Source organism: Xenorhabdus bakwenae (assembly GCF_030272115.1).
Lineage (GTDB): Bacteria > Pseudomonadota > Gammaproteobacteria > Enterobacterales > Enterobacteriaceae > Xenorhabdus > Xenorhabdus bakwenae.
In genome coordinates this window covers 639,289-653,243 of sequence record NZ_CP119194.1, presented here as the reverse complement: position 1 = coordinate 653,243, position 13,955 = coordinate 639,289, and the positions used below count along the sequence as shown (strand labels likewise).

The window sequence follows — 13,955 nt, the reverse complement described above, 5'->3', positions numbered from 1 at the left end:
ACGACGCGAGGCCTTATATTTCCCCGCTGCGCGGGGGAAAGTAGAAGAAAAAGAGTATGTTTCAGGAAAATATGACTGCGAATTCCGGGATATTTTTCATTAAATTAACTTAACCATCAATCCTGCATCCTCTGGCTAGAAAACTGGGCTTGCAGGAATGGCAATAATAACAAACCTATCATTACTGCACAGACAGAAATGGTAATAAATAACCCGGTCCAATGGTAATACTTCAAAATAATCGCAGAAGGGTAACCGGCAAGTGCAGCGCCCGTATAAGCAAAGAGTCCAACAAACCCCGTTGCCGCCCCCGCAGAATCTTTATGAGAACATTCCGCAGCCGCCATACCAATTAATAATTGTGGACCAAAAACGAAAAAACCAATCGTGAAAAAGCCAATTGACTGAAAAATCAAATCAGTCACCGGCATCAACCATAAAGCCGCCACCGATAAGAAAATACCCATCGCAAATAGCAAGTTCATCGGCCCACGATTACCGCCAAACACTTTATCTGATCCCCAGCCCGCCACCAGTGAGCCTGTAAATCCCCCCACTTCAAACAGTGACAATACCGCATTTGCACTCACTAAATCATAATGATGATATTCTGTCAGATAGAGGTTTCCCCAATCGTTAATCACCGTACGGACGAGATAGACCAACACGTAACTCAGTGAAAGCAACCAAATATATTTATTGCAAAAAACATAGGTTTTCAGTATTTCTTTGGGGGTTAGCTCTTGTCCTTGATTTTCCTGTATCTTTTCTAAATGATCATTACGAAATTGACCAACGGTTGGTAATCCCATTGTTGCAGGCTTATCACGTAGCCGCCAACATAAAAATATCCCAGCCAAAATACCTAAACAGCCCGGCACAATAAATCCTTCTCGCCAGCTAAAATGTAATGTTAAGAAACTGACAAACAACGCAACCAAAGCACTCCCTATATGGTGTGATGTATTCCATATAGACCACCAAAAACCACGCTCTGAGCGAGAATACCAACTGGTGAGCAGTTTGGCACAGGGCGGCGAACCCCAACCCTGAAACCACGCATTTAATATCCACAAAAAGGTAAACATCACAATCGAGCTGGACAGACCAAAAAAGATATTGATGATCCCGGTGGCAATTAACCCGCCCCCCATGAAATAACGCGGATTGGAGCGATCAGAGATAATACCGGAAAGAAATTTGGAACAACCATAAGTGATATAAAACAACGTGCCAATAAGACCGATTTCCCCCTTATCAAGGCCGAGATCGGTTATCATGGCAGGCATCGCATAATTGAAACTTTTACGGGTAAAGTAGAATAGCGCATAGCCCACATAAAGACTCAGCATGATATGCAACCGCCAGTAGCGATACTGTTGCCGGGTTTCTTCATCAGATAACTGTTTGTCATGTACCGACTTGGATTGAGAAGAAGCTGTCATGATCGTATCTTAAAGTTTAGGCAGGATGATAGACAAATCCGTCCCCGAAGGAGTCGAATCACCTTGTCGTTTTCCACTGTGAATTGAGAACGTCCCACCCAGCGCCTGCACACGCTCCCGCATACCACGCAAGCCAAACCCTTTCATATGATCTTCAAATTTACAGCCAATACCATTATCCCTGATCAATAAGTGGATCATTCCGCTGATGGAAAAATGTAATTCAATACAATCCGCTTGAGCATATTTCACGGCATTATTCAGTGCTTCCTGACAAAGGCGATATAACGTAATTTGGGTGGTGTCACTGAGTTGCGCAATGGTCATAGCTGAATCCGTTTCCCAATAAACTGCTACCAATATGCCATGGGACTCAAATTCCATATCCCGCAATAATTGCTCAATCGCCTCTTTCAAACCGAGGTCATCAAGAATTTTAGGCCGTAGCCGGCTAAGTAACCCTTTAGTTGTATCATAAACATTGAGGGATAACGATTCGATAGTTTTCGCACAATTAGCACTAATCGGTGCGACTTCTACCCGCTGAATAATATTGGCCTGCGTACGAATAGCCGTAATATTCTGACCAATTTCATCATGCAGTTCACATGCAATTTCCCGCCTTACCGACTCTTCTGCTTTCACCAATTGGCGGGACAAACTGTGATTACAATGAAGTTGACGCTTTAACTGTGCATTAAGGTCACGCTGACGCTGCACCGCCATTCCCAGCATGATCCCCGTTAACGTTTGAGCCAACAGTGATAACAAGAGATCTGTGATCTCGATATGCGAAACACCATTATTCGAAACACCATTGCGCGCGGCAATCAAAGCAATGCTGTTTAGCAAAGTACCGATCACTGCGCCTTGCCAGCCGTAGCGAAAAGCCAGCAAGATAATAGGGATCGCCAGACAAAACGGGGCAAAATAACGCAACTCATTCGGAAGACCAACTTGAAGAAAAATATTTATTATAAACAATGAACTATAAAGAATAATCTGTTTCAGATGAAACTGAATACGATGTGATACAAGATTAGCAGTCAGGGGAAGCCAAATATTTTGGAACAGGTAATGCCATACTAAGTAACACAAAGGGACTAACATGACACCCCCGGTTAAACTCACCAAAAATGCAATACTTAAAGCAGAATTATGATTACTGATCGCCGCGACATTAATCATGGAAGTTGCCAGAATAATACCAGCCATAACAGCAAATCGCTGCCATTGGCTGCCACAATAATAGCGACTGACAAACCAAACAAGAGGAAAACTGGCCATGCTGGCAGTTAATACCGTCAGCCATTGTAGCTGCCCCATGAGGAGCGTCAAACAGATGGTAAGCCCCCATTCTGCGCCGTAAATAGTCGTCCAATAACGCTTGGGGGTATGGAGAGTAATGCCGAGACGCAAAGCAAAAGGAAAAAACAGGATAGCCAGTTCAGAGTCATTGACAAAATAGTAAGCGATGACCCATAAGCAGAACCACCAACAAGAAAACAGTAACCCACCGCAAAATGAATTAATCAGATATTGACGCATTTAAAGATCATTAGTGGCAAAATAATTCGCCAAACCCACGTTATTCGTTACCCCTAATTTACTCATCGCATTGGCTCGATGAACATGTACGGTTTTATGGCTTAATCCTAATTCAGCCGCGACGGCTTTAACATCCATACCACTCGCCAACATTTCGCCAACTTGCCGTTCCCGTTTAGTCAGATATTCCAATGAAGACGGATTGCTTTTTGATGACGTTAAATTAAGGACAATATCCGGTGTCAGATAACAACCATTATTGGCGGTAGTCCGCACCGCTTGAATCAGTTCATCCGGGCTGCAACGTTTACTGAGATAACCACGCGCACCCGCTTTCAAGGCCTTCTCTACCATTGTGGCAGAATCATGAACACTCAGCATAATACAGGTAATACCTGAGGGAAGATCTTTCAGTAGTGAAAGTCCGCTTTCATCTTTCATTGAAATATCAAGAATACAAACTGTTGCACCCGATCCCGGTAATCCTTGCCTGGCTTCAGCACATGAACTGAATTCCCCCACGATTTCAATATCAGGCTCTAAATTCAGCAACTGTGCGAATCCTGAACGTACAACAACATGATCATCAACTAATGCTACTTTAATCATCATCATTTATTACCGAATTAAGCATCGGATTAAACTACTCTTATTGATATCGCTTCGCAACAGTACGTCATCGATAGAAAATAGGGGATATTAGGGCAAAAAGTGATGAAAAGATGCTACTGCGGTTATACAGCAGCATCAGTAAGTTTTTAATACAGCTTAATGTGCTCTCTTCGCTTTTCGAATCTTTTTCTCTTCCGCAATAGCCACGAAAGCAAGCAAGGTAAGGCATGCGAAGGCTGAGGTATCCAGAGCAACAAATGTCCCTTTCCAACCCGTTAAACCAAAGACAGGTACACCATCAGCAATCATTCCCAAACCGAGCTTGGCAAAGCTGTCACCGATTAAATAAGCAAACGTTCCTTTAACACCATCAGCCACACTGATCGCCTTTTTCGGTACAAACCCTACAGCAGCCACACCAATCAACAACTGTGGACCAAATACCAGAAAACCAAGCACAAACAGGGAACTCAAATACATATATTCACTGGTTGCATGTTGATAGAATTCAAGGCAGACAATAATCAACCCTAACGAGACACAGGCAACCAGGGCACGACGGCCATTCGCCAAATCTGACAAATACCCCCACATTAAGGTACCTACCAGCGCCCCTATTTCGAACATGGTAAAACCCGTGATGGCCGTTTCTTTTGATTGCCCCAATTCCTGATAGGCATACACGGTTGACCATTGGTCAATACCAATACGTACGATGTAAAGGAAGATATTGGCAAAACAGAGTAGCCAAATGACTTTATTTTTTAAGACATATTCAACAAAGATCTCACGTTTGGTCATTTGGTTTTTTTCTGCCGCGATATCTTCTTCGCTGACAGATTCATCAAATAACTCTTCTACCTTACCCAAACCATAACTTTCTGGAGAATCGCTACCATAACGCAATCCAATGAAACCAATGATCAGGGCGATAATAGAAGGGAAAATAAACATCCCTATTACATGACCATCAAAGAAATAATTGGCACCAAAGAGGGCAACCCCAGCCGCCGCGGCGCCACCGACATTATGTGACATATTCCACAAACCCAGATAGGTTCCACGCTTGTTACGGGGAGTCCATTTCGTAATAGTGGAATAGCTGGCAGGCCCTCCTATGCTTTGGAAAAAGCCACTCAACGCATAAAATGCCATCATCAGGAAAATGCTGATGCCGGAATTTCCCATACTCATGCTAAACCCTAACATGGCAATGCCAGATAGGATCAACATAAATGGCAGGAATTGTTTGGTATTTTTACCATCGGCATAATAAGCAACAACGGTTTTACCAATCCCATAAGTAATAGAAAAACCTAACCCTATCAACCCAAGCTGTGTCATCGACAGACCATAAGTCGAGATCATATCGTTTTGGGCTATGTTAAAGTTTTTACGTACCAAATACATAGCCATATAGCCAATAAAAACCACCAAATACGACTGCATAAAGGGTTTGAACCACATTTTGCGGCGTACTTCCACTGGCAGATCCAGTGTTGGTTTACGAATTTGTTCTAAAATTTTAAGCATTTGAAATCCTTAAATAACCACGAGAAAAAGCGCCTTTTGAAGCAGGTGAAAATAAAAAAGGCAAATTGCAAGAAAGCAAAAGTTTTCGTGGTTATAGTTTTCGTAAATATAGTTTCGCAGATATAGTTATTATCCGGTCAGTTTAGAAAACTAAAGGCAGGTTGGCTTGAGCTATGGTCTTAGTTTAACTAAGAATATTTCCTATTTTTGCCTTATTCGAGCATAAAGCGTGAAAGAAATCACACTCTTTGCTCAGTACAGGGAGAAATAAGGGCTATTTTTTGGTGTTTGATGTCCAACGATATTTAGGCCAGTAAAAACTGAACAAGATCATCAACATTGTTAACGGCCAGCCACGAGTAAAAAAAGCCCTGAAATCAGGGCGTTAATTAGAAAATCATGATGATTTGGTGAGTCTTGGGGAAGCTTTAAATCATTCCCACTCAATTGTTTATATTTTATTTATTACTTTGATTTTAAAGAAAATAAAAAAACATCAAATTTAATATACCGTCAAAAATACCGTCACCAGAAAGAAGTGCTTCACAAGGTAAATCTATGGTCGATGATTATTATATACCAAAACAGCTCGCTCACCCCTCCCCCTGCCCCACATTCCACACCGAATCTGCCGGCATCTGGACACGGACATCTAAGCGACAACCTTCGGGAATGTCGCAGGGTTCGGCATCGGCATAGTAGACTTTTTCACCATCCACGATGTCTTTTATCCGCCTGTTCTGGAACCGCTCAGGTAAATGGGGATGCTGACGGTGGAATGTGCGAATGATAATGCCGCCGCATTTTTTCACTGTGTCATCAATGTAAATAAGTTCCAGCCCGTTGTTGTTCTTCGGCGAGGAGATACCGCCGTGGACACCCCATGCTCCGTCAGCGTTATAACCCAATACGCCGGAGATTTGATAATGACCGGTGCCGAGTTTAGTGACGGTGGCCCCTTCGGATTCGTCGTTGGTGATGAATGTACCATCGGGGTAGATTTGGATGATGGGGGAACCCTGTCGTATGTAGCCATTGTTATCACGCCAGCAATTAGCGCCCAACGATAATACATGGCCGTTTCCTCTGGGGAGCCGCATTTCATACCATTGAGAGTCATTCCATTTGAAAACAATATGTGGGTCATTACCATGGGTTTTTAGGTTAATACGGGTACCATCAGTAAAACAGGAAATTTCATGTGCAGCATTCAACGGGTTTTCTATCACCATGTTGCTCTGAATGGTTTGTACTCCCCCGTTAGATAAATCCCGTGCCACTGCATTTGAGGCTCTATTTACCGTATCCCGCAAGCCGAGGTTGTTAATAAACCCGTCTTTATCCTAATACCGCTCGCTTAAGAAAACTAAGATAAGTCATAATTGGTCTTAGACAAGCATCTGAGGCCAATTTTTTTATGTCTGAATTTTCTCGTGAACTCCAAGCCACTGCGGCCTTAAATTACCCGGGATCCATGGATGCCTTTAGTCAACACATTCCGATGGCATGGGTGACTGAAGCGGTTAAAGAAACGGGGCGAGCCACTGTGCGAAAACGTCGATTTCCCGCCGAACAAGCCGTCTGGTTAGTGCTGGGTATTGGGCTCATGAGAAATCGTTCGATCAATGATGTTTGTGACAAATTAGATCTGGCGTTTCCTGACGCGAAAGGGAAACTGCCGCCATTAGCGTCAAGCAGTCTTTCAAAAGCCAGACATCGTCTTGGTATTGAACCCTTGCGACACCTTTTTCATACCACGGCCACCGAATGGGAAAAAGAAGATACGGCTTATTCTGCCTGTGGACTGAAAATCTTCTGCGTGGATGGCACCCAGTTTAAGGTGCCCGAAACGGCTGATAATCAACAGCTGGGTTATGCCTCAGGCAAAGCCCCCTTTCCCTCTGTGCTGGCGGTGACCCTGATGTCCGCCCGGACACATCTTATCTCCGATGTGGCGTTTGGCCCCATCACCCAAAGTGAGATTAGCTACGCTCAGCGACTGGTGGGCTCTGCCCCCGAAAATACCCTGACGTTGTTTGATCGGGGCTTTCTCTCTGCGGAGTTATTTCAGGCCTGGCAAGGCACCGGCAAAAATACCCATTGGCTCACTCCGATAAAAAGCAAAATGCGTTATGACGTCATTCAGGAATACAGTCCTTATGACAAACTTATCGATATGCCGGTTTCTCCCCAAGCCCGGCAACTGCATCCTCACCTTGAAAAAACCTGGCGGGCGCGCCTCGTTCTGATCCCGGAACCGAAGGGAGAAATTAAAGGGTTTATTACCTCTATGGAATGTCCCGTGACGTATCCCCTCAAAGAGATCCTCACTGTGTACTGGGAACGATGGGAAACCGAAGAAGGCTATGGTGAGCTGAAACAAAGACAGCTCAATAATACCGCCCTCCTGAGAAGCCAGACACGGGCAGGTATCTATCAGGAGTTATGGGGCATCCTGATCGCCTACAATCTGGTTCGGCTGGAGATGAGCCGGATGGCAAAGGACTATCGTGTTGAACCGCTTCGGATCAGCTTTATCAATGCGTTACGACTGATACAGGATGAATTTTTATGGTGTTCAGGACGCAGCCCCGGCACGATCCCGCAAAAATTAAAAGCCCTCAGAGAAAGTGGCAAACGGCTTATTTTACCTCAAAAGCGAAAACGCCCATCGGTTCCAAGGCAAGTGCTCTGCAAAGCACCCTGTTACCCTTATAAAAAAAGAACCGCTCGTGCTTAAGCGAGCGGTATTAGTCTTTATCCGGGATATCCGCGCCGTTCTGGTTCTTATCCAGCTTCCCCTCCATCGTCGCCTGCAACGCCCGTACCGACTGTTGAAACTCTGTTTTATCTGCTTTTCCTTCTAATGCCGCCTGCAACGCCCGTATCGATTGCAGCGATACCGTCTGACCGTTCGGCAATGTCACGTCAACCACGCCATTCTGCGACATCCATTTGTCCATGTTCTGGAGAAACCGGGTGATGTAGCTGGTGTTGGCCACAATATGTCGGACGCCATCCGAGACGGAATCGGGGAGGGTGGTCTGAATCTGGTATTTCGCGTTATTCAGGGTGACCGTGGCGTTATCCGCCAGTACCAGTTCGGTATCGGAGTTCACCGCCTGAATCAGGTGGATTAAGTTGTTGCTGCCAGACCGGATTAACATCATCTGCCCGGGTGCAACGCCGTTGATATTGGATTTAAATTTCGTGCCCGTACCGCGGACAATAGCCGAGCCGGACACAGTTGAGGCTGTGCCTTGTGAATAGTACATAGTGTGTTCCTGGGAGGTTAGAAGTAATCGTCGAAGTTAATCGCGTAGATGTCGTAGTCGATGGGTTTGTAGCTAAAGTTATTCACCTGAACATAGTTAAATTCCATACGCCCAGCCTCACTAATAGAAATTGCATTCCCTGAGAATACAAAACCCGAATCTGCAAATCGCCATGAGTTCCCGCCGACATTTTTGACCAGTTTCGCCAGCTGGTTAACCTGTACCATTGGTTTTGCAATGGTCTTAGTTGTACCACGCCCATTTCTCACCGATATCATTTCACCCGTAAAAAAGGGGGCATAATAGGAGGAATAGGTTATTTGTCCTGATACGTTGTAAATTGCGACACCCCATTCAGGCTGTTGCAACGGAAATCCGCTGGAGAAAATGACGACATGCACCTCACAGGCAACATCATTATTTACAATGACTTTATCGTGCGTCATGCCTATCGCTGCCCCGGCAGTATCTGTCCGGGCAAATACCAGACACTGCGTCCTGTTGGGAGTAGTATCCGGCACCCGCCACTGCCCGTTTTTCCCCAGCGTGAATTTCCCACGATAGACGCAATAGCCTAACCGATTCTGGTCTGCAATCGTCGATATCCCATTCATGCCCGCCAGTTGGATACCAAATGAACCTGTATTCTTAGGGTAGCCGCAAACCTGAATATAGAAGTGTCTGTCATCATCATCGGAATAAGGCATAAACGCGTCGATTAAGGCCCCCAGTACGGTTTGATGTCCGATAGGAATATCACTGTATTCAAAATGCAGGTATTCTCCCTCCATTCTGATATTCTCAATCCTGAGATCAATAATGGCAGAAATCATTCCCCGCTGCCCGACCATGACAGTTTTTGTCGGTATCAGGACGATGTTAAAATCCCGCGCCTCAGGTATATGGCGTGTCTGCCGCCATCCGTATTTACGGTAATCGTCGTATAACGCCACCGACACTGTTTGTATCAGGCTTAATGTCTGCGCCCGATCTGAATCCAGATGGTACGGTTTACCCCCGTCACCGGGATGTATCATCATGCCCCAGCTCATATTTTTCCTACCTTAACCCGCATTGTTCCGCTGCTATCCCAAACCGTTAGTCCGGTATGATCTAATGCTACCCGCGCCCCGCTTGCCGAGCTTCGCATTTCAAACGCCCCACTTTTTGGCAAATTCCAACCACCGGAAGGCCAGTTATCTGAGCGCATCCCGTCAGCGATTTTTATCATTGTGATGGAGGCATCTTTAATTTTCGCCCCGTCAATGACCGCTGTACCAAGAAAGGCTTCCTTGATAAAAACCTGACCATTCTTAATCACGAACACCGGCTCCATTTTCCCATTGGACGGATTCACCACGGTAAACTGGTTCGCCCTGACGCCGAAATGCGTTTCGACCCTGCCATTCTTTACCTCAGCCCCAATGACCATTCCCGCGCCATAATATTGTCCCCTGTAGTTCACGCCTGCCCCGATATCCTTGATGGCATAGCCGTTGCCGTCGATATTGAAAACTGCCGTCGCTTTCTCGCTGATAATGGCGGATTGTTTACCCAGTTGAACCTGAGTGCGTCGTTCATTGTCAGCCACGACCTGATCTGTTTTCGCTATGGCTTTCTGGTTTTCCTGTACGCTGGCTTTAATCTCGTTTCTGACTTCCCCGGCGACAGTGTTTATCTCTGCTTTCACTTCGCTGAAAGATTGCGCCCATGCCTCTTCTGTGTTCGCAAAGACACGGTCAAGGCGTTTGATTTCAGCCTTATTTTCCCCATCTCTTGCCATCAATTCAAAGCTGTTCTGCCGAATCGCCGCACCGTTGATAAGGGCGGCCTCGGCCTGATAATCAATCTGGGATTGCAGCCGTTTTCCGGCTTCGGCAGAAAAGAACTGGTTACCTAATTCATCCAGAATTTCCTTTGCGTTGTCATTGGGTTCTCCAACTGCTTCAACGAAATGCGACTTACCAAACTCATTTACACTGCGAACATAAAACCAATATGGCGTTCCCGCTTTTAATTGGCCCTTTATCCAAAATTTCGCAATACCCAGAAAATCGGCCTGTGCCTCAATTTCGTTGATATTGATAATCTGTTTTTCTGAAAACCAGAATTCAAACTGAGTATCCAGTGTCTTTGGTGCGCTGATATGAGGGATAACTTTTAACTCAAAAAATCCTGGCTCAATGTTAACGGCGGAAGGAGCGGCAGGGGCACCAATTACCATCTGAACCTTAGATTCATCGCCTAACATTCCACTGTCATCACGGGCGCGAACGCCCACCATGTAGTTTCCTGCTCCCAACCCATTAAAGTAATACTCAAGCTCTTTCGTATTGCCGCTGGAAACCACTTTATTGTCACGATAAACCGTCACATCAAAGGTGATATTGCGGCTAACAGTGGTAGTCGCCCACATCGCCCGTGCCTGTACCTGTGAACTATCCAGAACATAAGCAATGCTCAGGCGTTCAATGTTGGGAATCCGGATCACGTTTTGCGTAGCTGGATTACCCTTAAAATCGGCTCCATTATCAACAATTGCCTCTTTTTGGGGTTCATGCTGAATGCAGGTAAAATTGTAATTACCCGCTTTGCTGTCCTCGGCAATACTCATGACTCTGAATAGGCGTGTGACGAGTGATCGCTTGGAAATGGAGAACACACCCCATTGACGCAATCCTTTAGGCTCATCTTTCAGTGTGACAACATCACTATTGACGGACTCAATATCAACCCGAACAAATTTACCCTCACTCCCCATGTAGGAAAAATAACCCGATTCCCCTTTTGAGAATTCTGCGGGGGCGTCAATGCGAACGGTTTTACCTGAAAATGAAAGTACGCGTCCACCAATACGCGCAGCAGCAAATGTGTTATCGGCAATCTCAACGATATCGCCCGGTATGCAGTTAATTCCCTCACGACCTGTGCTGAACGTCACAGAATCGGTTTCGAGCTTTTCGGTTTCGATGATCCATTTACCGACACGGTGAGCCTGTCCACGACTGGTGCAGCCAAAGGCAGTCACTTTTTTGACATTGATCCCCAAACGAGCTACCAGTTCATCATCCTGAATAATTTCCCGCTCGTCTTTCCAGCCATTATCGGGGTTAGTCCATGTGACCTCAATCATGGTGTGTCTGGCTTTCTTTGCGGCAGAACTGTAGTTAAATTTCCCCTCAATCACGTTGGCATTAGTAAATGTCCATACTGGATCAGATGGCCTATCCTGAAACGCAGTCAGTTTCAAACCGTCCCATACCTGCATACCACGGAATACGGACGCCAAATCATCCAGTACATCCCGCGCTTTGCGTTGAGTGGCTATGTAGGCATTGCAAGTAAAGCGGGGTTCAGTCCCCCCAAATCCATCAGGAACGGGCTTATCACAATATTGCGCGATGGCATATAGAGCGAATTTATCACAACCAAATGACCCCATTAATTTTCCAATGCCATAGCGGGTATTGGTCACTAAATCGTAGAAAATCCATGCCGGATTATTACTGTAGGCGGGTTTAAATCGTCCTGTCCAGACGCCTTTATACTCACGGGTTTCTGGATTGTAGTTATCAGGAACCTGAATAATCATCCCTTTGATGTGATAGGTGCGTTTGGGTGTGTCGGCAAACTGTGATCGGTCAATACGCATACCGACCACAGCGCTATTGGGGTAACTCATCAAAGTATCGGTAATTTCGGTATAACTGGCCCAGACTGTACCGTTGCGGAGCTGGTCGTTCTTGCTGTCATCTGTTAAGCGGCTCACTCTGATTTGGAATGGCTTTTTCTTGGGTGCATCAATGGTATGAGATTCTAAATACTGTCCACTGATTTTCCCTGGCCCTATCTGAACGGTCTTAACATGCTGCCAACCAGAACCATCATTCACATCAATAGCCATTTGCACCGAACTATTGCTTTGATTGCCTTTACTATCTGTTTGAATGAGCTGACTAACACCCAGTGTAAACCTGACTCTATCTACATCACGGTTGGATACAGACCTGAGAATAGGCGTGTCTTTTTTCACTTCAACACTGACAGGAATTTCACTCTCAACGAATGGATAATCACTGAGTGGCTCTTGGGATTGAGTGCCAGCACGCCATTGCACAGTAACGCCGTTAATATTAGGATTGCCATTTTTATCAACAATAGGAGTTCCATTAATCCTGAATCCATGCAGCCCGCCTACTGGCCCTTCTATTTGTCCTTCGCCGACCAGATCAACAATTCTCAAAAACTGTTTGTTTTTTAGGTTATCATCAACCAATGTTGGCGTACTGCCACCACCTCCGCCCTTACCCATTATTCCGTCTCCAAACCTTGCGAAATCACATTTGAACCCACCACTAATTCACCGTAGGCAATCGGCACCGGATATCCCTGACCGATGCGATTTTCCAGTGAATTGAAATACTGATTACCATTGGTTTTGCTGGAACCTATCTCTGGGCCGTTAGGCATTTTAGTTAACATAGATGCCAACCCTGCACCGATTAATGCAACGCCTGCAATGGCTAATCCAGTAGACATTGCCCCCCATGCTGCGATAGATGCACCACCTGTCCAGAACGCCGCGGCTACAGCTACAACACCCAAAATCACCATGCCAACCCCATTTCCACCAGCACCACCAACGACCGGAACAATAGTAACGGTATCACCATCATTGAGCGGGTGATTCATGCCTCCGGGAATGCTCTTTTCTGTCATGTCCCGCCCGGCAATACGAATGCGTATATGCCCGCCAGAAAGCGCTTGCTGGAATCCGGTTAACTGGTAACACAAGCATCTGACCGCTTCTGCTGCATCACGCACTTCTAATTCGTAGCGACGGCCAAATCTTCTAAGATGGCCTCCCAGCTGTAACTTGACCATTGTCTATGTCTCCATATTGAATGCGTGTATCTGAGCCAGTAACCGTCGTAGATATCACGTTTACTGATACGGTCTGGTCTATGGTGTAGTATTTGCTGATTGTCGATATAGATAGCCCCGTGACAGGGTGTCTGGCTACCTAAGCAAATAAGAATGTGTCGCCGGGCTGAATCTCATCAACCTGCTCAAACCCCTGACCAGCGCTGTTATCGATATAAAGATTCTGCCCTTTGTTCCACCACTCATCCTCACGCTCGGCATCTATTAATTCAATACCGGCAAGATGATAAGCATCCCGGATGAGCGAATAGCAATCCTGTACACCGTGAATAAATTCCCGACCTAATAACCGTGGAACAGGGCGGAATTTATGCACCCGATCACCACAGGCCAACCACCACGGTAAATTGGTTCTGATTTGTTGCTCTCTATCTCCGGTACTCAATCGAGGTCGCCCATTTGGGTGACTGTGAACAATCGCCTCAATATCGGCAAAACATTCTGCCGTTATCCAGTCATCAGGGTTAATTTCAAAGTAGTTCTCAGGATCTACCGCAATATTTCGGCATGGGAAATAGCGCCCACCTGAAATCAGGCCGCACGATTCCCTCACCCCTTCCGCTTTCGCGTGGGCGATAATATCTTGTTCAAGCATAGT

At 45.7% G+C, this 13,955-nt stretch carries 10 protein-coding genes and 1 pseudogene; 1 reads left to right on the top strand and 10 read right to left on the bottom strand.

The genetic code is table 11. The features are described from left to right. Positions 1-116 precede the first annotated feature (116 nt). From PXH59_RS03885 to PXH59_RS03865, 5 genes are all read right to left on the bottom strand, one after another. Positions 117-1,445: an MFS transporter gene (locus PXH59_RS03885; RefSeq protein WP_285810438.1), complete on the bottom strand. Its 1,329-nt coding sequence runs from the start codon at positions 1,443-1,445 to the stop codon at positions 117-119. A gap of 9 nt (positions 1,446-1,454) precedes the next feature. Further along, positions 1,455-2,993 (bottom strand): signal transduction histidine-protein kinase/phosphatase UhpB, encoded by a 1,539-nt coding sequence (gene uhpB / locus PXH59_RS03880; RefSeq protein ID WP_285810437.1) that lies wholly within the window; start codon positions 2,991-2,993, stop codon positions 1,455-1,457. Next, entirely contained in the window at positions 2,994-3,602 is a 609-nt protein-coding gene (gene uhpA, locus PXH59_RS03875) for a response regulator transcription factor UhpA (protein ID WP_285811624.1), read from the bottom strand. It lies immediately after the preceding gene. Positions 3,603-3,761: 159 nt separating this feature from the next. Further along, complete coding sequence (gene uhpT / locus PXH59_RS03870; protein ID WP_285810436.1) at positions 3,762-5,138, bottom strand: hexose-6-phosphate:phosphate antiporter UhpT; 1,377 nt, start codon at positions 5,136-5,138, stop codon at positions 3,762-3,764. Positions 5,139-5,731: 593 nt separating this feature from the next. After that, positions 5,732-6,418, bottom strand: coding sequence for a phage tail fiber protein (locus PXH59_RS03865; RefSeq protein WP_285810435.1), 687 nt, complete (start codon positions 6,416-6,418; stop codon positions 5,732-5,734). 137 nt (positions 6,419-6,555) lie between these two features. Here PXH59_RS03865 and PXH59_RS03860 point away from each other — a divergent pair, with 137 nt between their 5' ends. Next, on the top strand, positions 6,556-7,878 hold the full coding sequence (locus tag PXH59_RS03860) for an IS4 family transposase (protein ID WP_285810434.1): 1,323 nt from the start codon (positions 6,556-6,558) through the stop codon (positions 7,876-7,878). A gap of 10 nt (positions 7,879-7,888) precedes the next feature. Here PXH59_RS03860 and PXH59_RS03855 read toward each other — a convergent pair whose 3' ends face one another. From PXH59_RS03855 to PXH59_RS03835, 5 genes and pseudogenes are all read right to left on the bottom strand, one after another. After that, positions 7,889-8,413: a hypothetical protein gene (locus PXH59_RS03855; protein WP_285810433.1), complete on the bottom strand. Its 525-nt coding sequence runs from the start codon at positions 8,411-8,413 to the stop codon at positions 7,889-7,891. A 17-nt stretch (positions 8,414-8,430) separates the two neighbouring features. Next, positions 8,431-9,465 (bottom strand): DUF6453 family protein, encoded by a 1,035-nt coding sequence (locus PXH59_RS03850; protein WP_285810432.1) that lies wholly within the window; start codon positions 9,463-9,465, stop codon positions 8,431-8,433. Beyond that, the gene (locus tag PXH59_RS03845; protein ID WP_285810431.1) at positions 9,462-12,725 is read right to left on the bottom strand and encodes a TipJ family phage tail tip protein; all 3,264 of its coding nucleotides are present in this window, start codon (positions 12,723-12,725) and stop codon (positions 9,462-9,464) included. The genes PXH59_RS03850 and PXH59_RS03845 overlap by 4 nt, the downstream gene beginning before the upstream one ends. Continuing rightward, positions 12,725-13,297 carry a tail assembly protein gene (locus PXH59_RS03840; RefSeq protein ID WP_285810430.1) on the bottom strand — a complete coding sequence of 191 codons (573 nt, stop codon included), beginning with the start codon at positions 13,295-13,297 and terminating at the stop codon, positions 12,725-12,727. The genes PXH59_RS03845 and PXH59_RS03840 overlap by 1 nt, the downstream gene beginning before the upstream one ends. Then, positions 13,240-13,952: pseudogene (locus PXH59_RS03835) on the bottom strand (C40 family peptidase). Before PXH59_RS03835 ends, PXH59_RS03840 begins: the two are co-directional and overlap by 58 nt. Positions 13,953-13,955: the final 3 nt, after the last annotated feature.

Bases quoted from the DNA above. Each gene is read 5' to 3' on its own strand.
- PXH59_RS03885 (WP_285810438.1), bottom strand. From the start codon at position 1,445: ATGACAGCTTCTTCTCAATCCAAGTCGGTACATGACAAACAGTTATCT.
- uhpB (WP_285810437.1), bottom strand. From the start codon at position 2,993: ATGCGTCAATATCTGATTAATTCATTTTGCGGTGGGTTACTGTTTTCT.
- uhpA (WP_285811624.1), bottom strand. From the start codon at position 3,602: ATGATTAAAGTAGCATTAGTTGATGATCATGTTGTTGTACGTTCAGGA.
- uhpT (WP_285810436.1), bottom strand. From the start codon at position 5,138: ATGCTTAAAATTTTAGAACAAATTCGTAAACCAACACTGGATCTGCCA.
- PXH59_RS03860 (WP_285810434.1), top strand. From the start codon at position 6,556: ATGTCTGAATTTTCTCGTGAACTCCAAGCCACTGCGGCCTTAAATTAC.
- PXH59_RS03855 (WP_285810433.1), bottom strand. From the start codon at position 8,413: ATGTACTATTCACAAGGCACAGCCTCAACTGTGTCCGGCTCGGCTATT.
- PXH59_RS03850 (WP_285810432.1), bottom strand. From the start codon at position 9,465: ATGAGCTGGGGCATGATGATACATCCCGGTGACGGGGGTAAACCGTAC.
- PXH59_RS03845 (WP_285810431.1), bottom strand. From the start codon at position 12,725: ATGGGTAAGGGCGGAGGTGGTGGCAGTACGCCAACATTGGTTGATGAT.
- PXH59_RS03840 (WP_285810430.1), bottom strand. From the start codon at position 13,297: ATGGTCAAGTTACAGCTGGGAGGCCATCTTAGAAGATTTGGCCGTCGC.